The following is a 21,342-nucleotide window of genomic DNA, read 5'->3' as shown; positions in this document are numbered from 1 at the left end:
GAAGTGGAATGGGCATTTTTTAGAGGGGGAGAGGGGGAGAAAGGGAGAGGGGGAGAAAGGGAGAGGGGGAGAAACTGTTATCTGTTAACTGTCTTCACTGGCGACTGGCGACTGGTGACTGGTGACTGAAACACTGTTGACTGTTCACTGTAAAAGGCTGGTGACTGTAATGTCGTGAACGCCAGAGTAGATGAGGAAGCGATCGCGGCGAGCGGTTTCGCTGGGAGGATCTTCGGTGATGGCGAGTAAAAGGACGCGATCGACCCCGTCGATGGCTTCGATCGCTCGGTATAAGTCGGACTCGTGGGGTTTGCGGCCGAATTCCCATCCGCGGCCGTCGAGTCCGCCCGTCAGGGGATGGAGAAAACGGGCGATCGCATCGGCCACCTCGACATCGAGGGAAACGGACGCTTCTAGGGAAACGGGAACGAGATCGGCGGTGACGGTCACTTTGATCCAGTCGGGGCCGGCGATCCAGAGATCGAGTCCGGGGGAACGGCGGCGGTTGAGGTAGTCTTCGACGCGATCGATGAGATCGAGGGTGGGGATCGGTTGGGGATCGTCGCTGCGGGGAACGAGAATCAAGCCGATACGTCCGGCGGTGTCGCGATCGGTGGCGATGATGGCTTTCGCTCTCGCCACGTCGGGGGAGGCTTCGCGAGCGAGATCCTCGAAATCTTCTCCCGTGACGGCGCGATCGCGGTGGCGAAGGAATTTCGGACCTCGTTCTCGCACGCGATCGAGGGTTTCGCGATCGGCACCGCCGCCAGAGGGTTCGTAGTCGATCGCACCGTCGATGTAAGGAACGGCGGATTTGAGTTGTACGATCGTTTGGGCGGGTCGGTTGCCGATTTCACCGCCTCCCGTGCGATAGGACAGACGAACGTTGTTACGCCGCTGGGGAGGAATCGCACCGCTCGATCCGTCGCCGAACTGGACGGTTCCCGTGAGATAGTCGAGGACGTAGTGGCGATCGCGGGGCGAAGAACTGTAAAAGTCCGGTACTTGATGCCATCGAACCCACAGGCTGCGGAGGTTTCCCCCGTCGCCGAGAACCGTCGTTAGGGCGTCGTTTCCTTCGTCGCGGGCGATCGCGTCGAGTTCGGGCTGAGAGGGCATTTCTGGTTCTTCGACGTCCAAAATGGGATCGAGGAGAACTGGGGCTTTGGTGGTTTGAAAGGTTTGGTTGGGTTCGCCGGTACTGGAACCGAGAATTTCGCGATCGACTGAAACCGCTTGTATCGCCCAAGTGGTATTGGTGAGAATGCGTTCTAAGCGAGGGGCGATCGCAAATTCGCCGTCTTCTAACCGAACGCGAAACCAGTACCCCTGTCGTCCGAAATCGGAGGTTGTGGCGAGGTCTTTTGGGGCGACGAATTGCACGAGTCCCCGTTCGGAAAAGGTTTCGGTTTCGTCGAGAACGCCCAAGCGTCGCCAACCCGAGACGCTGCGATATTCCCACACCACCCTGGCGGGATCGCGATCGGTTCTCAGGCGATCGACGATCGCACTGTCGTATTTGACGGGTTCGACGCGGAAATATAAGGTCGTCAGTTGGTTGGCGAAGGGGCGATCGAATCCGAAGTACAGAGTGGATTTGTCGTCGTCTGTTGGGACGAAGGGGACGAACGTGCGATCGTCGGTTTGGCTGTCTGAGGTGCGATCGCGGTATTTAAAATCGTTTTCTGTGAGGCAATGGGATACGTCAACAAACGGACTCGGTGCTGTATAGCTTACCTTAAAAGACTTCAGTAACGGCGGACTTAACAAATCAGACGAGACTAACCAAACACCAGTATTTGCAAAATGCTCGTGAGTTACAGCGTTCGATAAAATTAATACACTTTGCTCGTTTTGAACTGCTTCAATCCCTCGAATGGTGTGGGTTTCTTCTAAGTTGCTCCCCGCCGCAATTTTTATCGTATCGCCCGGTGCAAATCCGCGAATGCTGCGAACCCAAAGTCTATTGCTCGATGGCGAAACAGACTCTTGCAGGGTTGTATAGTGACGAAGCGTCTGGGTTACCGTTTCTGTTCCATAGTTTCCTCGTGAAATTCGCACGCGCACCCAATATTTTTTTTCTCCGTTTTCAATTCGCGATGCGATATCTTGAGGTAAATCAAATGAAATCGATCGCGCTTCGGTTTCCGTAAAGGCTCGAGTGTCGTCTTGGAAATTGCGATCGGGTTCGCTCGACGATGTTGTCGGCGTCGCAGTTCCTAACGGCGTCCAAGTTTCGCCGTTGCTAATCTCCCATTTCAGCTCTAAATCTTCTGAAGGATTGGGGATAAGGTTGTTAAGATTTTCGGGTTCGACTTCAACGGTAACCGTGACGTTCGGTTTGGCGTAGTCTGAATTCAGCGAAAAATAGAGTGCGTCGTTAAAATTTGGTCGATCGCCCAATGGATAAAACGCTTTTGTAAAATCGAGGGCGGTGGTATTGAAAAATCCCAATTCAGGAAAAGTAGGATCGGCAGTAATTTCGTATTGAATACGAACGCGATCGATCGTCGGTAAATCCCAAGTATAATCGAGGGCGATCGCCTCAATTTCGGGAAGCTGCGTGTAGGTTCCTTCGGCGACGCGAATTCGCAGCCAGCGAGCCGTTCGATCGCCTTGTGGAATGTCTGTCGGCTGCCAATCGATAGGAACGATCGCCGCGATCGTTCCATTTTGTGTCAAATTTTCAGTGTTATCTTCAATGTTTCGAGACCCTAAAACCTGCCAATTGTTGTTATTCCAATAATAAAATTCGAGGCGAATATTACTCGATGCGATTCCATTTTGTTTTAAAGAAATTTCTAAAATAATGTTAGAAGATGGTTTTGAAAACGCTTCTTCTACACCCAAGAAAAAGTCGTTCGGTGGATTGCGATCGCCAAACGGAAAAAACGAATGTCGAACGTCGAGGAGTTGCACCCCAGAGAACGCCGCATCGATCGCTAAATTATTTCGTGCGATCGTGCGATTGTCGATTAACTTATCTTTAGGTAGAGGTATCTCTAACGCCCCTCGTATCCAAGCGGCTTCGATCGCATTAATTTGAATAGAGTTGACCGACGGACAATGTTCGATTTCGATCTCCAAACGATCGCGCGATCGTAAATTTCTAGAAATTGTATTTTGGGATATTTTCTGCCAGTCTTCACCGTTCCAAAACCACCAAGATATCGGCAATGTCGCGAGTCGTTCGGCATCTGGCGAATCAATTTGAATTGTAACCGTTTTATCGCTCGGAAGCATCAAAATATCGTCGTTAGCGAGATATAAATAATGAGGAATGGGTCGATTGCCTTGCATGACTGGAAAACTCGACCCATTTTCCGTCGTTGCTGTTTGCGTATAATCGCCATACTGTCCAGTTTGAGGGTCTCGAACGAACGTAGAATCGAGCTGAGCTGGTGTCACGAATAACGGGCGATCGCTCTCGAAAATTACCTCGTCTGTTTCCCCTTCCATCGGAGTCGCTGCAATGCGAGTTTTTGCCGGAACAAATGCCTCGTGAAGACTTCCCTTGGCGAGTTGAAACGTTATCGGAACGCGAGCAGATTGGGGCGGTAGCAGTTGCGTTCCGATAAGATCGAGAAAGGCGAGAAAATTGCGATCGGGGATGCGGTTGAGGCGATCGATCGCTACTTCCATCAGGCGAGCAAAAATGCGAACGAACGCCCCTCCCGCGTCGAGTTCTATCTCTGAGGGTTGCCAATCTGTAAACGCTCGAACGAGCGTTTCTGTTTGACGAACAATGTCGTCGTAAGTGCGATCGTCGATCTGTGGCGGTTGTCGTGTCATTTAACTTTGGGGGAACGGGGAACAGAAAATCGGTCATCTAGTTATTTTTTTCGGTTAGCGTGAAACCTAATGCAGTTTTTCCTATTATTCGTGAACGCTATTTTGTGTCTTACTTTTGCTACATTAAATGCTTCAATTTAAAAACATCAAAATAACACATTTTTTCGATCTAGCTCGATCGCTTAAAAAATCACAGAAGTAAAACTCAAATTCAAAAAACTGACAATTTTTTCAAATTTTTAACGCTTTCAAGATGCTGAAAATTCCACAGTTATTTTTATTCTAAATAGAACGGATAAACCAAATTAAATCGATTGTTCGTCGTTCGGACTTTATAATGAATTTTGATGAGAAGTTTGTTCGGTTCTCGGGAGTCGGGAAACGCCGTGACCTGTTCGATATCGATGCGCGGTTCCCACTGACGCAGGGCGCGTCGAACCTCACTGGCTAAGCGGCCTGCGGTTCCAGCACTGTTGGGTGCAAACACCAGATCGTGAATGCCGCACCCGAAATCTGGACGCATGACCCGTTCGCCTTTCGAGGTTCCTAAAATCGTCCAAATGGCTTGACGAACGCTGTCTTCATATTCCGCCATCGCAATGCGATCGCCTTCGTTCAACCCAACAGGAAACCGCCAACTTACCCCGAGAAATTTAGCGCTCATACAATGATTTAACCTCCAATGAATACCGTTCCCACTGCGATAACCGTTCCCACTGGCAGATCGCTAGGATCGTTACAAGTTTCTGCCATATCGCCGTTGCGAGCAGCCGATTTACCGTTGATTTTGACCGTTTGACTGCCCAACTTAATCGTCGCTTTGTTCGACGGCGAACCCTGAAACGACGTACCGGGAGGTGTCGGGATGTGGGAGGGCGAATTATCGGCAGTACTCCCTTCTGTCGCGGCGGGCTTTCCCATGATGTTGACATCGCTGCTGAGGTCGCCCCCGATCGACCCAGAAAAAGGATGGGGTAACGGCGTCGGAACAGTTCCCGATGGATTGGGAACGAGAACGATATGAGTATCGACGGCGGTAATGAAATCGCCTTCTTTGGCGGCGGGTTGTCCCATGTTTTAGACCTCTCTCGAACGACAAACCAACGGACAAATCAATTAATATTCACCATGTCACCTTGAATATTCAGTTCCGGTCCTCCTTGGATATCGAGGGTTTGACTGGCTTCGATCTTTAATTCGGCTTGGGAGGAAATTTCGACGCCGTTTCCGCTGAGGACGAGTTTTCCGTTACTCGATTCGATGGTGATGTCGGAATCGGCCACGATCGCGATCGTATTGTTGGCGGTGTCGAGGGTGATGCTGTTGTTACCGCTACTGTCGAGAATTTCGATCTTTTCCGACCCGTCGGTATCGTCGAACCGAACCACGTGGCCGCTTCGCGACGTCAGCGATCGCACGTTGTTTTCCCCGTCGTCGTTGCTGTCTGGCGGTGCGTCCTGTCCGTTCCACAACGCCCCGAGAACGTAAGGAAACTCCGCCGATCCCCCCTCAAACGCCACCAAGACCTCGTCGTCCACTTCGGGAAGGAGATACAATCCGCGATCGCCCCCCGCCATCGGCGTCGCAATGCGGGCCCAAGTGCTTTCAACTTCGTCCGACAACCAGGGAAAGCGAACCTTGACCCGGCCGAGATTGTCGGGGTCTTGGTTGTTGGTAACGATCCCGACGAACACGCCGTACAGCGGGGCGTCGGAACCGTTTCCCGAAAAATTGGGGCGATCGAACAGTTCTGAATACATCACGTCGCGTTCCTCCTGACCGTAAACTCAGTACGATAGCCCCGTTGAGGGGTGAAGTAGTGGTGGGTTGACGTTAAGTAATAAGACCCGCTAAACCGTTCTCCGAAGCCTTCAAAGCGGACGACCGTTCCCGATCGCAGATCCGTCCGTCCGACGCAAGATCCCTCACCCGTCACGTATTTCAACGCCATCGTTTGAAACGCCCCCAACGCGAGACTGTCGGCTTCGGCTTGACCGAACACCGGTCGAACCACGCTGGCGGTTTGGCTTTCACCGAAGCGATCGACGCTCGTTTGCGCCCCGGACGCCGACCCTCCCATCGTTCCCCCTTCGTCTCCCGTCGCCGCTTGTCCGACGATCGCTTCTTTGTCTTTAGGATTCCAACCGCGAACCGCCACTTCTCCCACGAGGGGCATCGTGGTCGAGCGAGGGTAGAATTCGAGAACGTCGTTTTCTCGGGTGAGGGTGAGAACCTCCGTATCGGCGTGACCGTAGGGACGAAAGATTAAGGTTTTATCGCTGACGAGGACTTCGTACCCCAAGCGACGCGCGCGACTTTGTAAAAATTCCCAATGGGTTTGGTTGCGTTGTAGGACGTATTCGAGCGTCGTTCCCGTGTCTTCGACCTCTGGCGTCAGTCCCACCTCGCTGGCGATTTGGCTCGCAATATCGCTGTCTTTCATTTGAGTAAAGGTTTGGGTGTAACGGCCGCGCATGAGACGATGGCGGAGATCGTAGCCGCGAACGGTGAGGGTCGGAACTTCCGAGGCGCAAAATTCGGGTTCTAAACCAGTAATCTCGCCGACGATGAGGGTTTCGAGGGTATCGACGTATCCCATCTGCACTTCGACTTCGTTTCCCTCACCAAACAGGTCGTCGTCTACCCAGGTCATTTCTAGGCGATCGAGATCCCACGTCACCAAACGCAACGCAAACATACTTGCGGCGTCCGTCGTTTCGCTGACGGAGACAGACAGCAAGTCGGCGGCGGCTTCGGGGGGAAGTTGCGAACCGTTAATCCAAATGCGAAATTCCGGGGCGATGTCGGCCATGATGGGGTTATCGAGTCGAACGGCGAGATTGGTTTAACGTGGGAATGGCGAGAATTCGACCGGGTTCGAGACGGCGAGGATTGTCGATATCGTTGGCTCGCGCGATCGCCCGCCATCGCGTCGGATCTTTGAATTCTTTTCCGGCGATACTGCTGAGGGTTTCCCCCCGTTTGACTGTGTGGGTTTTGGGAACGTCAGAGGACTGTTTGTTTTGACGTTGGGCTTCTTCTTGGTTAGAAATCCACTGTTTGAACACGCAATTGAGCGTGGCCCGAACGGGGGTTCCGTCGTCGAGAAACAGCGTAAAGCTTTGACTGAACCGTTGTAGAACCCATTGAAAATCGTCGAAAGTCCAAGTTCCCCACTGCAACGTGACGATGGGAGGACGGTGTAACTCGCCGTTCACGACTGTCAGTTGAAACAGGCGATCGGTTCGATCGCGAACGTTCGATCGCGTTTCGTAGGTATCGAAAAACAGTTCGTCGATCGTCAGCGTCGCCGCGTCGCCGTGAGTGGGTTGAGGTTGCGACACGTCGCTTTGAGGCTTGGGGGTCGATCGCCACTGGAAGGATTTATCGATTTTGATTTTGTTGGGGTTAAACAACACCTCGATCTCGTCGCCTTCTTCGGGAATAATTTTGAGTTTTTCGGGTTTCATCAAAACTGTCCTCGTCGTTCTCGTTCGATAATTAAGTCTCGTCTGAGTTTGCGTAAGACTTTGTCAGCGATATCGTCAATGTTGTGGTCTCGTTCGATGGCGTTAACCTCGGAGGTTTCGAGACTCGCAGAGTTCGAGTGCGACGGTGACGCACGTATGGTTTCAGAACGGTTCGAGCGATCGGAGATCGGTTCGCGTTCTGAGGCTCGAAAGACTGACGATCGGGAAGTCGATGAGTTGGGCGTCGAGCGGCTAGGAAGTCCGGCTTTTGCTGAAACATAGGTTCGCCGGGCTTGAGAGGCGAGCGATCTCGTTTGTCCGGTTAAATTTACGAGAGTTTCGGTCGAACGGCCAGCAGTCAGCTCTCGTTCTGGTCGCGATCGTCCTGTTTTGAGGGGTTGTTTTCTCGCTCGAACGGAAGGTATAAAACCGGACGGGTTGAATTGACGAGAAACTGAATGCGACTGTCGTTTTTGACTTCTCGTTCTGGCGATCGTCTCACTGGGCAGAGATTCAATAGCACGATTTTGTTGTAGGCGATCGCCTATTAAAGATGTTGTTGGCTTGGCATCGATCGCTCGAACGATCGCCGAATGTTTATTTTGAGAATTTGAACGATCGAAAACTGATGCTTGAGGCAATAAATTTTGAGGATCGGATTCTCGACGGTTCGAGTAGTAACTTCGTGAAAGTTTTTCGTTTTTTTGAGGGCTTACGACGGGAAGATCTGAATATGTCTGAGATATTGCGATCGAATCTTCAGGATTCGTACTCGTAACTTCCGAATTAGAATTCGAGACAAAATTGCTATAATTTGTATTGACTTTTTCTCGAATTTGTGTTAAATAGCTATTTTCTCGAACCCCAGACGCTCGAACGACCTGACGAGTTTCGTTTGAAAAAGATTGCGTTTCAGACAGTTTTTTATTCGGTAAAACTGGCAGTCTAGAAACATACGAACTTTCAGCCGAACCGTCTGAATTGCCAGATCGAACGAGCGATCTCGAGCCACAGTGCGATCGCGGTCGAACGATCGGCAAACTCTCTAGAGGTTGAGTGAGGTTTGGAGCGGTCGAAGATTCCGCGATCGCTGCGCTAGTATTTTGCAGATCTTGAGAATTTGAGGATTGAGAATTTAAGTTTTCAACAGTCGCATCAGAAGAAATCTTGTCAGTCTTGCGACTCAAAAAATCAGAAGGCGATCGCGATCGCCTCTCAGAAATAGTATTCAAACGATCGCTCGAAGAATCATCAGAAATCACTGAACGGCGATCGCTCGATGAATTTTCAGAAACCTCCTCCAAATCGGACGGTTTTCCAATCGGAGATCGTGCAATATTCGATCCTCGACGACGCGCAAACACCCGAAGCGACGAAGATGAATTCGAGGGATTAGAAGATGGGAGATTAGAAGACGTGCGATCGAGAAATCTCGCCGTCAGCGGATGGAGATTCCGTGTGCGTTCCAACCGCGAATAAATCCCATGTGCGAGTTTTCCCTCAATAACTCCCCCACCCGAGAGCGGACGCATCAGCCGTTCCAACAACGCAGGACGAACCGCACTTTCCCAAGACAAATCGTGCGTCTTTTTGCGTTTTTCTTCGTTTGAAAACTCGTTCAAAAATCCGTCCTCCTAAACCCACTTAAAATAACTGCGTCGCTGCACTCACACCCCCGCGAACCGCAGACAAAGCGCTACTTTCAGGGGGTTTGACAATCCCTCGATGCACGAGTTCGATCGCTTCGACGGCAATATTGGCACTGTCGGCTTGCAGCTGCGGCCCCGTCCACTTCACGGGATAAGCTTCGCGGAAATCCCACCACATCGCCGGTAATCCTCGATTGTCGAGGAGGTAAATCGAACCGTTCCGGCGTTCGATTTTGCCTTGCGTGACATCCTGATGCCAACTCCACAAACTCTCAATATTCGTCAAGCCGTGTTTGAGAACTAAATTTTGAGGATATTTCGTGCGACCGGGAAACTTATGAACGAACTCGTTTTGTCCTCCTTCTGCGTATTCCTCAACTTCGACCTCGATTTCTAATCCCGTTACCTCCGTAAAACCGCCGACAATTAAGTCTTCAATTTCCACCAGGAAGTTATACCCTAAATAGGGATCGTTGCGAATGCCAAGAAGGTTCGCACCGACCGTAAAAGCGGCGTTGAGTCCTAAAGTCGTCACGATGCGTTCCTCAAACTAAATCGTCTCGTTAATGCGTTGGTTAATGCGATCGACCTCCTCCACCCAATGCAGGCGTTCTCGATGCTCGAACCCCATAATGCGATCGTAATCCCAATGGAAGTGATAAGCCAAATATGCTACCTCCTCAAACAACCGATCTAAGGGGTAGCGGCTGACTCCCCCACGCTGGCGGTTTCGACTTCAAACTCCCCTTCACAGTGGGGACAGGTGACGAGAAGGTGACTATGACCGTTGCTGTTAACGTTTTGATAGAGATCTTGTAAAAACGCAAAATCCGCAGCAAACAAACTTTCAATAACCTTCGGCGTCACCTGTTCCAAATCGCCGAGGCGCACGATAACGCGCGACAGCAAAATGACGACGAGATAGCCAGGATTAGCTTGCACTCGATGGTCTTTCAACGGCGCGATTTCGTCGTAAGCCGTCGCCAAACGCATCACGCCGTCGCAGTGAAGATTGCCCTCTCCATCGACATAACCGTTCGGTAACGTAAAAGGAAACTCAGTTTGTAACATCAGGCTTTCGTCAGTCCTTCGTGGGCAATTTCTAAAGTTTCGATCGCCACTTCGTTTCCAGTGGCATTAAACGTCGTTCCCGTCCATTTCGTCGGCCACCCCTCACGGAAGTTCCAACGCATGACTTCTTCTCCGATGTCGTTCAGTAAGACGATCGAACCGTTGCGACGTTCGACAGTTCCATCTACAGCTTTCGTTCGCCATTCCCACAGTTCGGCATCGTCGCTCACTCCCCATTTCAGAGAAATATTCGAGAACGTCACGAGTCCCGGTAGTTTGCGTTGAGTGAGTGCTTTATCCGTTCCTTCTCGATATTGAATCGGATCTTGCGTCGAATCCAAGCCCGAACATTCTTGAAATCCACCGCGATCGATTCCATCGATTTCAATGCGAAAATTATAAGCACGATAGGGATTAGTTGGCACGGTCGTAACTCCTTAAAAAACGAAACGTCAAAATAGGTGATAATGAAGACAGTCACCAGCCTTTTACAGTCACCAGTCACCAGTCGCCAGTCGCCAGTGAGTAGGGAACAGTATCTCCCCCTCTCCCCCTCTCCCCCTCTCCCCTGCTTCCCTAAAAATCGAGGCCGCTTTCCGATCGCACCAGACGCACGATAATAAATTCGCTCGGACGTAAGGGAGCCAGTCCCACTTCCACCACCAGGTTTCCCGCATCGCGAACTTCGGGGGGATTCGTGCGAGCGTCGCACCGAACGAAAAACGCCTCTTGCGCCGAGCTTCCTTTCAACGCACCCTGTTGAAACAAGCCGTTTAAATAGCCGCTGAGTTCGCGGCGAACGCGATTCCACAACCGGCCGTCGTGTGGCTCGAACACCATCGTTGCGAGGTTCCGCTCGGCCCAGCGGCCGACGGTGAGAAACAATCGCCGCACGTTCACGTACGTCCAGTTGGCGTCGCGGCTGAGGGTTCGCGCACCCCAAATGCGAATACCTCGACCGGGAAGCGATCGCAGTGCGTTGACGTTTTCGGAATTGAGGCGATCGCTCTGACGAACGGTGAAATCTACCTCCACATCCACTGCACCCTCGATTTCCTCGTTGGCGGGGGCTTTGTGAACGCCGAAGCGATCGTCGCTGCGTGCGTAAACTCCTGCTAAGTGGCCGCAGGGGGGAACCCACATCGTTTGTCCGCCGTTACCTCGTTTTCCGACATCGAGCCAAGCTCCGTATACCGCCCCGTTCGCCCCCCGTAACTGGCGGCGTTGTGCGAGGAGCGGTTGCAGAGGATCGGCGTTTTGAAGCCGTTGTCGCAACTCTTGGGACGAAAAGCTGTCGGCGTCCGTGGCCTCAAAGAGAGCGGCCAGGAGGCGAGGACGGGGTAAGCTATCGAGAATCGCAAAGCGATCGCCCGATGTCCCACAGCGATCGAGAATCAGTTGTTGCCATCGAACCACCTCTCGCTCGAGTGCTAACGCTTCTTGCGTCAGTCGTTGAATCTGAAAATCCGGGTCGGTGTTATCGATGGCGTTCTGCACGCGATCGAGGCTCGATACCAACGCGATCGCGAGATCGGGAACGCCCACTAAATCGAGATCGGCGATCGCCTCGAGACTGTCTAACCCCGCTTCTAAACTCTCTCGGCTGAGGTCGCGCAACCGCACCGCGTAGCAAGGACGGGAACTGTTGGCAAAAAAGCCCCGCACTGCATCGGCGAGATAGCCGTTCTCGAGCGATCGTCCGAACTGCACCTCGAATTCCGCGCCCCGGACGAGGCGAACCGGCTCGTTAACGGAAACCGGCGTGCGATCGTCCGTCAACCCCAGAAACGCGGGAATTCCCGTCTGGAGCTTCGGCTCGGGAGCGGTAACGATTTCCTCTCGGTAAATGCCAGGTGTACGATACATGGTTTTAGCAAGGGAGAGGGGGAGAGGGGGAGATACTGTTACCTGTTCCCTACTCACTAGCGACTGGTGACTGGTGACTGAAACACTGGTGACTGTTCACTGTAAAAGGTGCGTGACAAGTTAGTCGGTTTACAGCATATTTCTAGTGTCTTTAGGTCACGCACCCTACAACTGTTACCTGTTAACTGTCTCCACTGTTCCCCGTTCCCCGTTCCCTGTTCCCTACTCACTGGTGACTGGTGACTGGCGACTGGCGACTGTTTATTGCGATCCCGCCCATTGGCTGATGCGGAAGATGACGAATTCGGCGGGTTTGACGACGGCGACGCCAATTTCGGTAATGACTTGTCCGGCGTCACGCACTTCGGGGGGATTGGTTTCTGCGTCGCATTTGACGTAAAACGCTTCCTGGGGACTGTTCCCGAAAAGCGCTCCGTCTCGCCAGACGTTGGTTAAAAACGCCGACACGTTACGGGTGATTTTCGCCCACAGATTCGGGTCGTTCGGCTCGAAGACGGCGAATTGCGTGCCTTCGTCGATCGACTCTCGTAAAAACAGGAACAAACGGCGAACGTTGATGTATTTCCACTCGCCGTTACTGTCACCGCCGATCGTTCGCGCGCCCCAAATGCGAATATTACCGTTGAGGTCGCGGATACAGTTGACGCCTTGGGGGTTCAGTCCGCCCTGTTGGGAACGGCTGAGACGGTATTTGAGTCCCAACGCCCCGAAGACGGTTTCGTTGGCGGGGGCTTTGTGAACGCCGCGATTGGTATCGACTCGAGCGTAGACTCCTGCCATGTAACCGCTCGGCGGCACGTAAATTCGCCCGTTGCTGTCGGGATTTTGGACTTTGGTGACGGGATCGAAGACTTGAATCCAAGGGAAGTAAAAGGCGGCGTAGTCGGAGTTGTCGGGGAGAACGTTACTGTTGTTGGAAGGATCGAGGAGGCTGAGATCGAGGTTACCGCTGCCGTCTTCGACGGTTTCGTCGCTGTCTAAAATGGCGAAGCGATCGCCGGTTCTAATTTTGCAGTGGGTGACGATCGCACTGCGAACGCTGGCATCGGTACGACCCGGCGCGGCGACGATCGCGATTTCGTCGATGGCTTCAAATTGTTCTAAAACTCCAGCAATTTCTGTGTCTGCGGTGACGCGGGCCACGTAGCAGCGGGTTCCGCCGTTGTTAAAAAATCCGTAAACGGAATGGGCTAATATGCGTTGGTCTGAATTGGTCGAAAAGTCGCCAAAGAATTTTTTAAATTCGCCGAAGTTCGTGCAGAGTTTGACTTCTCCGGCAGCGATCGGTGAAAAATCAATCAATCGAGGATTCGTCGGTGGATCGGTGCTGTCATCGGTGGGTTGGGTTGGGTCGTAGTCGGGATTGAGGATTTCGACGGGATCGGGAACGATCCCAATAAAACCCGGCGTACTGGTTCCCACTCCAGCGATGGGTTGGCTACCAGAGGGAACTTCGATTACGTAAACCCCTGGCGCGGGATAGGTGGCCATGAAAAACGACTCCTAAGTGAAGGTGCGAACGGATTTTTGTCGGTTCTGTTTGTCAACGCGGCAAACGCGCGATCGGGTGTTTGGGAAATATTCTGTGATTGGAAATCCCGCTAGAGAAATCTAGAAAAAATAAATCTGAGAAAACTACGGATTTAACGCGACGTCGAGGGTTCGGACGACACCTGCTCGATCGAGGGCGACTGTTTGCGAGATGCTTTGATATCCGACGGCCGATACGATGACGGTGCGATCGATGTGGGTCGAGGCTTCGAGGGGTAGGAGTTGGTAGTGTCCCGAGCGATCGCTAAACGTTCGTTCGCCACTCCCGCGAACGCGAATTTCGGCAAAGGAAATCGGATCGGCACTGGCGTTGGTGATGCGACCCCGTAATGTGGTTGGCGACAGGGCGAGATCGGCGGTGGCTGCGACGATGCGATCGACGTTGCGGGACACGGTGACGGTAGTTTCGGCGGTTCCGTAACGGCTTCCCTGTCGGGGAGCCGACGCGGTGAGGGTATAGTCTCCGTTGGGTAAATCGAGAAAGTGAAAGTGACCGTCGGCCGTAGTACGGACGCGATCGGCTCGTTGGGGGAGATCGAACCAGCGATCTCCGTGAGGTAAGGCTTTTAAGGCAAGCCACGCGATAAACTCTGCCGGAGCTGAGGTAATTTCGACCTGGACGCCTTGGCAGGGGTTCCCCGTGCGAGCGTTGCTGACGCGCCCGGAAATAGCGATTTGGTGGCGGATCGTTTCCCATGAGGTCATTTTTGGGCGATCTCCTAACGAGACTGCGCCAATCGCATCAATTTGTCCGACACGAGCGGTTCGGTTTCGACTCCCGCAGACGGAGCGATCGCGATCGTCGCGGTGTAGTTCAAAGCCGTTTTCGGTTTGCCGCCGAGGGCTTGCCAAAATTCAGCGAGGCTTTGTAGCTGACCCGCTTGTAGGCTGCGAGTCAAAATGGGTAGGGGTGAATTGGCTAAACTTCCTTGTAAGAGGGCGCTGGGCAAGGTGGAATAGCGCAATAGAACTTTCATTACTTCTCCGAGAAGTAAGTGTTCGTCCTGAGCTTGGGTCGTAGAATTTTCGCTCGCCCACGCGGTCACGAGGTAGGAACAGTCCACCTGTACGGGTGGGGCAGATGCAATCGCCGTTCCGTTACTCTGGCGGTCGATCGTTCGCTCGCTCGTCCGCAAGTCCCGATTTTCCCGCACGTCGTACAGGAACAGGTCTAGGGCGGGTAGTGTCACCGATGAAGGTGGAAACTGGTCGTCGGGCGTGGCAAAGCTGATGCTGACACTCTCTGCGAGGGCAGGGGGTAGCGATCGCTTTAACAATTCTTCGAGGGTGCGATCGAGATCGTCGAGCATAGGCGCTCTCTTGCCGCTTGCTACAGTCGATCGAGATGCAATTTCGCGATCGAAAATGGCGAATTTTGTCTCGAGTTTGGGGTCGATCGCTCGACACTCTCTTTCTCGCGCGACTAATTCCGCACGAGCGAAAACTCGATCGTTTCGCTAGGTCGATGCAAGTTACAACGAATCGGATGCGTCCGTTATAAACCTAAGTTTGCGAGATGTCGCTCGTTTTTTAAGAAAATAAATAAAAATTCAAAAAACGAAATAAAAAAATCACAAATACTCTCACAATCGTATAACAAAAAGCGAATATTTTAGAATTCAGTCTTTAAAATACCTTCAGCTCGATCCGCTCTCTTTTTTTGCCGCCGTTCGTCTAAAAGCTTAAGGCGAAGTCACCTGTGGAATACCCCGGTCGTTCGTCGGTAAAATATCTGGAATTGGATTGTAAATTATCGTATAGATATCGGCGTTGCTCTGAGAGGTTTTCTTCCCAGTACGATCGAAATTATTGACCGTCACGGGCGTTTTGTAGACCTGAGCTGTCGCGACAACTGCCCAATTCCCTGGATTGGTGACTTCTCGAGCGATCGTTATCGTTCGCGACGCTTGAACCTGCTGCGTGTATTGCGTTCCAATCGTATTGGCCACTGAATTACTGCTCGAGATTTCCGAACCGATCGAACTCGAGAGAACTTCAATATCCGCTCCAATTTCTGAGGAAATCGTCGCCGAGATGGTATCTGTAATCGTGCGTCCTCGAGATAAAACGTACCCATCCGACACGGTAATTTGCTGTTGTTCGGTGAGTGTCACCTTTTCTCCTTGTCGAACGGTGAAGGGATGATAGCGTCCGGGCGTGACATCGTAAGCTTTTGAGGTGATGAGTTGAGTACTTCCTCGAACGCCGCCAATGTAAGGTACCGTATCGAGCCATACCGTAGCGGTCAGTTGCGGGTAGTCAGAGATGTATCCCGGTCGCTTCACGTAAACCAGTACCCAAGCACGTCCGCTCGTCCATAGATTGTCGGGTTCGCCGCGATCGCTACCCGTACGGGCGCGAATTTGGAAATTCCGACTGCGGCGATTTTCGTCACTGCGACCTCGGAAGGGAATCGCTTCGATGCCCGCAAACATCGGGCTGTGATGGTACGCATCGTTAAAATATTGAAATCCGCGCGTGTATTCAAACGCGCTATTCACATCAGCTTCGACGTTCGTGGCTTCCACTACGTAAGGGCCGTCGGGAACGGTCAGCGAAAGCCAGTCACTCCCGCTGCGATCGGTATCTGTAACGCGCATAATCTCACCCGAGGATACGCCGACAGACAAGGGTTGAAGCCAGTTCGATGTCGATCGCGCTAACGCCACTTCCCGGTGTTCGATTCCTTCTTCCTCATCGGTCTCTGTCGCTAGGGAAACTTGAGGAGATCGCGCGATCGCTGTCGCGATGCGATCGGCTTCCCGTTCTTCAGGATCGCCGGGTTGACTGACGGTTAACTTTCTCCGCACGCCGCTGCTTTGCTGTACCACGTGCGTTAACTCGTGAGCGAGGAGTTCTTTTCCGCTCGTACTCCCTGGGGCGTACTCTCCCTGACTGAAAAAGATATCGCTCCCGACGGTAAACGCTCGAGCCTCGAGACTGCGGTTGAGCAGATCGGATTCGGTGTCGGTGTGGATGTGGACGCGACGGAAATCGACCCCGAACGCCGATTCCATTTGATGGCGAACGCCGTTGTCTAAGGCTTGTCCGCTTCCCCGCTGACGCTCGATGGCGGCTTCGATTTCTGGGGCGACTTCGGTGTTATCGTTGCTTTGTCGAGCTAGTTCGACGACTCGCCGCACGTAGCGGTTTCCGTATTGTCGCTGGAGTTGCAATAACGCTTGACGAGCTAGGGGCGATCGCGCCGTTTGCAGGCGACGGATCGTCTTCGCGTGGGTTTTCACCGTGGCGGCTGTCTGTGTGCGCGATCCCGTTCGTGCCAAAATGTCGAGAGGTGGTGTTTCTTGAGGTTTTGGCGTTCGATCGCCTCGCTTTTGTTGGGGGCGTAACTCAAAATGTCGGGATTGTTGTTTTTTGGCTTCAAACGTGCGATCGCTCATGATTTTGTCCTCAACGTTTTTTAAGTGACTCAAAAATTGGCGATCGAGCGATACGATCTGCTGTAAAAGTCACCCGATCGACGAATATAAAAATACTGTCGTACTTTTTCAGTTTTGAAATTCGATCGCACACCTCAAGGTTAACATCTCGATCTCGAACGTTACGTCTCTCCACAAAGAGGGAACTTCACACGAACCCGTCCTTCGCAGTCTGGAAATTCTCCATGTTGTATGGCTTCGCGTCTAATTTACGGACAGTTAATCGGTCGAACCACATAAAACGGAGGACTTAGAAAACCAAAATATTGACCGTGATCGGCATATAAAATACCAATATGCTCGGATACTTTCACGCCACGTCCGGGAGTGGGACTGCCGATAAACCACCAGTGCGTAAACGTACCAACGCGTGCGTTTCCCGGAGGAGTTTGTGGGTTACTCGGGTGCGGACTCATCGAAGCAGGCGGCGCTCCGCCCGTAACTGAAACCGTATAATTATCGTGGAATACGGCATCGCTGAGAGTAAGCGTGTGTCCTTTCGTGCGAGATAAGAAGGGAGCGTGCCACTCGCGACTTACTCCGGGTTCCAAAGTTCCCGAAGTAAAGTCTTCGTTCGCGTCGATATAGGGCATTTCGCTGCCAAAATTGTCGAACACTTTCATACGAAAGGTCGATTTGTATCCGTGCGCTCCTTCTGCGGCGTGAGAGCATCCTAGTAAATCGAGGTGATTGGGCGCACGAACTTCTAATTGAGTTGTATAGGTATTTGTGCGAGTCGTTCCTGGGGGGGTATGCTCGATTCTCAACTCGACATCGTTGGAAGCCGAACTCGGTCCTAAACTCGTGACCTTGACGGTGGGATCGTTCCTGACGGTACGCGACGTCGTCACTGAAGTCCCATCGTTAATTCCCAAAATATTGGTTCCTCTAGCGATCGTATATCGGAACGTCCCTGTCGCTGGTAAACCCGTAGCGAGGTCGGCTTCGGTTGGGTATAGAGAAGAAAGGGTTGGCGTTTCCCCGTTAAACCACCAAATACCACTGGATACCCGAGTCGGATCGACCCGCTCGCGTCGTCCGCGAGACTCGATATACGTCCCTCGTTCTTCTTGAGGTTCTGTCTGGGTGGCTTCTTCTGTCTCGGGTGTTTGTCGCTGGATAGACGCTTGCTGGCTTGGAGGTGTTGTGATGGGTTCGATCGCTTTAGCGATGCGATCGGCTTCTCGTTCTTCAGGATCGTCCGGTTGACTGACGGTTAACTTCCTCCGCACGCCGCTGCTTTGCTGTACCACGTGCGTTAACTCGTGAGCGAGGAGTTCTCGTCCGCTGGAACTTCCTGGGGCGTACTCTCCCTGACTGAAAAAGATATCGCTCCCGACGGTGAACGCTCGAGCCTCGAGGCTGCGGTTGAGCAGATCGGATTCGGTGTCGGTGTGGATGTTGACACGACGGAAATCGACCCCGAACGCCGATTCCATTTGATGGCGAACGCCGTTGTCTAAGGCTTGTCCGCTTCCCTGTTTGCGCTCGATGGCGGCTTCGATTTCTGGGGCGACGTCGGTGTTATCGTTACTTTGTCGAGCGAGTTCGACGACTCGCTGCACGTAGCGGTTTCCGTATTGTCGCTGAAGTTGCTTCAGGGCTTGACGAGCCAGGGGCGATCGCGCTGTTTGCAGGCGACGGATCGTCTTCGCGTGGGTGTTTGCCGTCGCCGAACTCTGCGTTCGCGATCCCGTGCGGGATACAATATCCAACTGAGGCGGTGTAGATGGCAGTCCGAGCGAGCGATCGCCTCGCGTTTGTTGGGGTTGCAACGCAAAACGTCGAGATTTTTGGGGGTTGGCTTCAAACGTGCGATCGCCCATTGTCTTGTCCTCGAGTTGACTACATGACCGTTAGTTGGCGAGATTTCGTGAGAACGCGGCTAGATCGAGTCGGCATATTTGCCAAACTCTTCATCTCGTAAGACTTTGCCCATTTTTTGATATTCCCGCTGCGTCGCTCGAATCAGATGGCTCGTCGTCATTTCGCTATTTTCTTCAGCGGCGAGAAACGCACCAGTTAAGGCGATATTTCGGATGTTTCCACCCGCTAACTCGAACTGACTCGCCATAAACGCTAAGTCTAAATTCTCGCTACGAGGGAGTTCTTCGGGTAAGATGCGCTCCCAAATGAGCTGGCGTTCTTTTTCTGTGGGTAAGGGAAAATCGATCGTAAAGTGGAGTCGTCTTAAAAAGGCGTCGTCCATGTTGCGGCGGAAGTTCGTCGCTAGGATAACGATCCCCTCGTACTCTTCGAGCCGTTGAAGGAGATAGCTCACCTCGATGTTGGCGTATCGATCGCGAGCGTCGCTAACTTGGGTGCGTTTTCCAAACAGAGCGTCGGCTTCGTCGAAAAAGAGGATTGCGTTGCTCGCCTCGCCTGCTTCAAAGATGCGACTGAGATGCTTTTCAGTTTCGCCGATGTATTTGCTCACCACGCTGGATAAATCGATTTTATACAGCTCTAACCCGAGATCGCCAGCTAACACTTCGGCGGCTATCGTCTTTCCCGTTCCCGGCGCACCCGAAAATAAGGCGGTCAATCCTTTACCGGACGAGAGTTTGCGATCGAATCCCCATTGTTCGTAAACTCGAGTACGATATTTAACATAACGACAGATTTCTTTAAGTTGTTGGCAGCGATCGCTCGGCAAGACGAGATCGAACCATTGACGACGCGGAACGATGCGACGCGCCAAGGATTCGAGGTGAGAACTCGACTGTAACCGGCAGGCTTCGTAGAGATCGTCTCGGGTGATTTTCGGATCGGCCGCGTTACGCCAATACGCCAGATGGCTCGCTTCGATCGCCGCGTTTTGGATTTGTTCTCGCTGAAATCGAAATTTACTGGCAATGATGGGAAGTTCGCGATCGACTTCTGGAGAAATTGGGTTTTCTAGACAAGTTTTCCAGATGTTTAGGCGTGCGATCGCGTCGAGTTTTGGAATGGGTATTTTAGTCACGGTTGGCGAGAGTTCGATCGCTCGAGAATCCCACGGTTTCGTCCCCGAGAATACGAGAACTATTGAGTATTTACAAAACGCGAAATTTGCAGCGATCGCATAAGCCTCGTTCGACTCATCAAAAATGGCATCGAAATGGGCGATCGCGACCGCACAATCGTTGAGTTTTGCATCTCGAAGTATCCGATTTAACTCGCGATCGAACTCTTTTAATTCTAAATTCAGAAATACTCGAAAATCGAGTCGAATTAAATCAAGATTAAATTTGCAACAAACTAGCGATACAAAATACTGAATTTCTATCGAACAATTTCCTTGTAGATAAACTCGCCATTGTTGATTTTGAAGATCGGAGACCTCAAAAATTGCCATCAAACTCTGTTTCGATCGCGTGTCGAGAAAAAGTTCGTCGAGATCGATATCGAGCAGGCGATCGCAGCGAACGAAATCGGCGTGAGGATAACAAATGGGACTTTCTAATAAATAATCGACGATCGAGGGATCGACGCTAAGATAAGATCCTAAAAGGCAACTGGTTATGCGATCGCGATCTGCAATTTTATCTAATATTTTAAATTCAAACAAACGAGAACCCGTCGAAAAATACTGACGAAGCTGTATTTTTTCAATCGGAGAAGACGCCAACAAATTTAAGACCAAATCGACACTCGGATACTTTTGCGTCGCATCGTCTTGCAAGTACGCATAAAGTTGCTCGAAGCACAGATCGAGTTCGGGAATCAAACACAGTAAAACGACGTTGATTTCAAAGCGAGAGAGTCCGAACGTGCGGGCGAAACGGTGAAGTCTCAGCGGAATATCCCGTTCCAAACTGGCATTTTTCAACCCCTCGATCCGTTCCGACAGCTCCTCGACTTCTCGACGGACGAACTTCGAGCGAGAACGGGGGGTAAAATCCGTTAATTGAAATAACAGGCGATCGACCTCCGCCGGAGAAATATACAACCCGCGATCGTCAAAATCGCTCTCTTGAGTCGCTCGCCAGTTCTCGACATAGCGTTTGAGGAGAAAACCGATCTGAGTCAGCTCTGCCAACAGATGCTCGAGAGAGCTTGCATAATAACAGTTGGTCATATCCTTTTCCTCGCAGTGCAGACATCGATCGCCCCTCCCGTACGACAGGCCGCGAGGATACGCGAGAAACAACTGTCGCGAACGCTACTCGAGGTCGAACCTTTCGAGTTCCGCTGTCGCACTGCATTTTCTACCAAAAAACTGGGGTTAGAGCCTCGCCCCTTCAACTTAGCTCACTTCGACAAGCTCACTTCGACAAGCTCACTTCGACAAACTCAGTGCAAGCAGTGCGAGCCTTCCAGGGCGACTTTTATCCAAAACTCAAGTTATACGGAATCCGAATTTCAAACACTGGTTTTGTCCAACCTGACAAGCCCCTCTATCCCCCCAACCCCCCTCTTCTTTGGGGGGCTAAGGGGGGATGTGGTGAAGACTTCTTGAAACCTAGCTTATCGGAAAAGGATGGAGTATTAGACTGGGGT

The 21,342-nt window shown here is 52.0% G+C and carries 18 protein-coding genes; all 18 read right to left on the bottom strand.

All coding sequences use genetic code 11. From position 1 onward, the window contains the following. Positions 1–144: 144 nt before the first annotated feature. Positions 145–3,792 carry a putative baseplate assembly protein gene (locus POG22_RS06265; protein WP_498904227.1) on the bottom strand — a complete coding sequence of 1,216 codons (3,648 nt, stop codon included), beginning with the start codon at positions 3,790–3,792 and terminating at the stop codon, positions 145–147. A 277-nt stretch (positions 3,793–4,069) separates the two neighbouring features. Continuing rightward, positions 4,070–4,456 carry a GPW/gp25 family protein gene (locus POG22_RS06260; RefSeq protein WP_498904226.1) on the bottom strand — a complete coding sequence of 129 codons (387 nt, stop codon included), beginning with the start codon at positions 4,454–4,456 and terminating at the stop codon, positions 4,070–4,072. 8 nt (positions 4,457–4,464) lie between these two features. Beyond that, positions 4,465–4,866 (bottom strand): PAAR domain-containing protein, encoded by a 402-nt coding sequence (locus tag POG22_RS06255; RefSeq protein ID WP_063717366.1) that lies wholly within the window; start codon positions 4,864–4,866, stop codon positions 4,465–4,467. A 38-nt stretch (positions 4,867–4,904) separates the two neighbouring features. Beyond that, the gene (locus tag POG22_RS06250; RefSeq protein WP_498904229.1) at positions 4,905–5,552 is read right to left on the bottom strand and encodes a phage baseplate assembly protein V; all 648 of its coding nucleotides are present in this window, start codon (positions 5,550–5,552) and stop codon (positions 4,905–4,907) included. After that, positions 5,552–6,604 (bottom strand): phage late control D family protein, encoded by a 1,053-nt coding sequence (locus POG22_RS06245; protein ID WP_498904223.1) that lies wholly within the window; start codon positions 6,602–6,604, stop codon positions 5,552–5,554. Before POG22_RS06245 ends, POG22_RS06250 begins: the two co-directional genes overlap by 1 nt. Before the next feature lie 7 nt (positions 6,605–6,611). Then, positions 6,612–7,262, bottom strand: a complete 651-nt coding sequence (locus POG22_RS06240) for a CIS tube protein (RefSeq protein ID WP_498904221.1) — start codon at positions 7,260–7,262, stop codon at positions 6,612–6,614. Then, a complete protein-coding gene (locus POG22_RS06235; protein WP_498904219.1) occupies positions 7,262–8,884 on the bottom strand; it encodes a hypothetical protein in 1,623 nt (540 codons plus the stop codon). Before POG22_RS06235 ends, POG22_RS06240 begins: the two co-directional genes overlap by 1 nt. Before the next feature lie 22 nt (positions 8,885–8,906). After that, the gene (locus POG22_RS06230) at positions 8,907–9,446 is read right to left on the bottom strand and encodes a phage tail protein (protein WP_498904217.1); all 540 of its coding nucleotides are present in this window, start codon (positions 9,444–9,446) and stop codon (positions 8,907–8,909) included. 15 nt (positions 9,447–9,461) lie between these two features. Then, positions 9,462–9,599 (bottom strand): DUF6760 family protein, encoded by a 138-nt coding sequence (locus POG22_RS06225; protein ID WP_498904215.1) that lies wholly within the window; start codon positions 9,597–9,599, stop codon positions 9,462–9,464. Positions 9,600–9,604: 5 nt separating this feature from the next. Next, a complete protein-coding gene (locus tag POG22_RS06220) occupies positions 9,605–9,982 on the bottom strand; it encodes a hypothetical protein (protein ID WP_063717375.1) in 378 nt (125 codons plus the stop codon). Next, positions 9,982–10,407 (bottom strand): phage tail protein, encoded by a 426-nt coding sequence (locus tag POG22_RS06215; protein WP_063717377.1) that lies wholly within the window; start codon positions 10,405–10,407, stop codon positions 9,982–9,984. The genes POG22_RS06220 and POG22_RS06215 overlap by 1 nt, the downstream gene beginning before the upstream one ends. Positions 10,408–10,558: 151 nt before the next feature. Next, positions 10,559–11,848 carry a phage tail sheath family protein gene (locus tag POG22_RS06210; protein ID WP_498904213.1) on the bottom strand — a complete coding sequence of 430 codons (1,290 nt, stop codon included), beginning with the start codon at positions 11,846–11,848 and terminating at the stop codon, positions 10,559–10,561. Positions 11,849–12,109: 261 nt separating this feature from the next. Continuing rightward, the gene (locus POG22_RS06205; RefSeq protein WP_063717381.1) at positions 12,110–13,360 is read right to left on the bottom strand and encodes a phage tail sheath family protein; all 1,251 of its coding nucleotides are present in this window, start codon (positions 13,358–13,360) and stop codon (positions 12,110–12,112) included. 144 nt (positions 13,361–13,504) lie between these two features. Next, positions 13,505–14,125, bottom strand: a complete 621-nt coding sequence (locus POG22_RS06200) for a carboxypeptidase-like regulatory domain-containing protein (protein WP_498904211.1) — start codon at positions 14,123–14,125, stop codon at positions 13,505–13,507. A gap of 14 nt (positions 14,126–14,139) precedes the next feature. Continuing rightward, positions 14,140–14,730, bottom strand: a complete 591-nt coding sequence (locus POG22_RS06195) for a Pvc16 family protein (RefSeq protein WP_498904210.1) — start codon at positions 14,728–14,730, stop codon at positions 14,140–14,142. A gap of 372 nt (positions 14,731–15,102) precedes the next feature. Beyond that, positions 15,103–16,821 (bottom strand): eCIS core domain-containing protein, encoded by a 1,719-nt coding sequence (locus POG22_RS06190; RefSeq protein ID WP_498904209.1) that lies wholly within the window; start codon positions 16,819–16,821, stop codon positions 15,103–15,105. A 248-nt stretch (positions 16,822–17,069) separates the two neighbouring features. Further along, the gene (locus POG22_RS06185; RefSeq protein ID WP_498904207.1) at positions 17,070–18,686 is read right to left on the bottom strand and encodes an eCIS core domain-containing protein; all 1,617 of its coding nucleotides are present in this window, start codon (positions 18,684–18,686) and stop codon (positions 17,070–17,072) included. A gap of 59 nt (positions 18,687–18,745) precedes the next feature. Next, a complete protein-coding gene (locus tag POG22_RS06180) occupies positions 18,746–20,920 on the bottom strand; it encodes an ATP-binding protein (RefSeq protein WP_498904205.1) in 2,175 nt (724 codons plus the stop codon). Positions 20,921–21,342: the final 422 nt, after the last annotated feature.

Source organism: Geitlerinema sp. CS-897, assembly GCF_028368005.1.
Lineage (GTDB): Bacteria > Cyanobacteriota > Cyanobacteriia > Cyanobacteriales > Geitlerinemataceae > Baaleninema > Baaleninema simplex.
The sequence above is the reverse complement of the archived record's forward strand: the minus strand, read 5'-3'. Positions and strand labels throughout refer to the sequence as shown.

What these genes read in the sequence shown, in the direction of transcription:
- POG22_RS06265 (WP_498904227.1), bottom strand. Translation starts at nt 3,792, where the DNA reads ATGACACGACAACCGCCACAGATCGACGATCGCACTTACGACGACATT.
- POG22_RS06260 (WP_498904226.1), bottom strand. Translation starts at nt 4,456, where the DNA reads ATGAGCGCTAAATTTCTCGGGGTAAGTTGGCGGTTTCCTGTTGGGTTG.
- POG22_RS06255 (WP_063717366.1), bottom strand. Translation starts at nt 4,866, where the DNA reads ATGGGACAACCCGCCGCCAAAGAAGGCGATTTCATTACCGCCGTCGAT.
- POG22_RS06250 (WP_498904229.1), bottom strand. Translation starts at nt 5,552, where the DNA reads ATGTATTCAGAACTGTTCGATCGCCCCAATTTTTCGGGAAACGGTTCC.
- POG22_RS06245 (WP_498904223.1), bottom strand. Translation starts at nt 6,604, where the DNA reads ATGGCCGACATCGCCCCGGAATTTCGCATTTGGATTAACGGTTCGCAA.
- POG22_RS06240 (WP_498904221.1), bottom strand. Translation starts at nt 7,262, where the DNA reads ATGAAACCCGAAAAACTCAAAATTATTCCCGAAGAAGGCGACGAGATC.
- POG22_RS06220 (WP_063717375.1), bottom strand. Translation starts at nt 9,982, where the DNA reads ATGTTACAAACTGAGTTTCCTTTTACGTTACCGAACGGTTATGTCGAT.
- POG22_RS06210 (WP_498904213.1), bottom strand. Translation starts at nt 11,848, where the DNA reads ATGTATCGTACACCTGGCATTTACCGAGAGGAAATCGTTACCGCTCCC.
- POG22_RS06205 (WP_063717381.1), bottom strand. Translation starts at nt 13,360, where the DNA reads ATGGCCACCTATCCCGCGCCAGGGGTTTACGTAATCGAAGTTCCCTCT.
- POG22_RS06200 (WP_498904211.1), bottom strand. Translation starts at nt 14,125, where the DNA reads ATGACCTCATGGGAAACGATCCGCCACCAAATCGCTATTTCCGGGCGC.
- POG22_RS06195 (WP_498904210.1), bottom strand. Translation starts at nt 14,730, where the DNA reads ATGCTCGACGATCTCGATCGCACCCTCGAAGAATTGTTAAAGCGATCG.
- POG22_RS06190 (WP_498904209.1), bottom strand. Translation starts at nt 16,821, where the DNA reads ATGAGCGATCGCACGTTTGAAGCCAAAAAACAACAATCCCGACATTTT.
- POG22_RS06185 (WP_498904207.1), bottom strand. Translation starts at nt 18,686, where the DNA reads ATGGGCGATCGCACGTTTGAAGCCAACCCCCAAAAATCTCGACGTTTT.
- POG22_RS06180 (WP_498904205.1), bottom strand. Translation starts at nt 20,920, where the DNA reads ATGACCAACTGTTATTATGCAAGCTCTCTCGAGCATCTGTTGGCAGAG.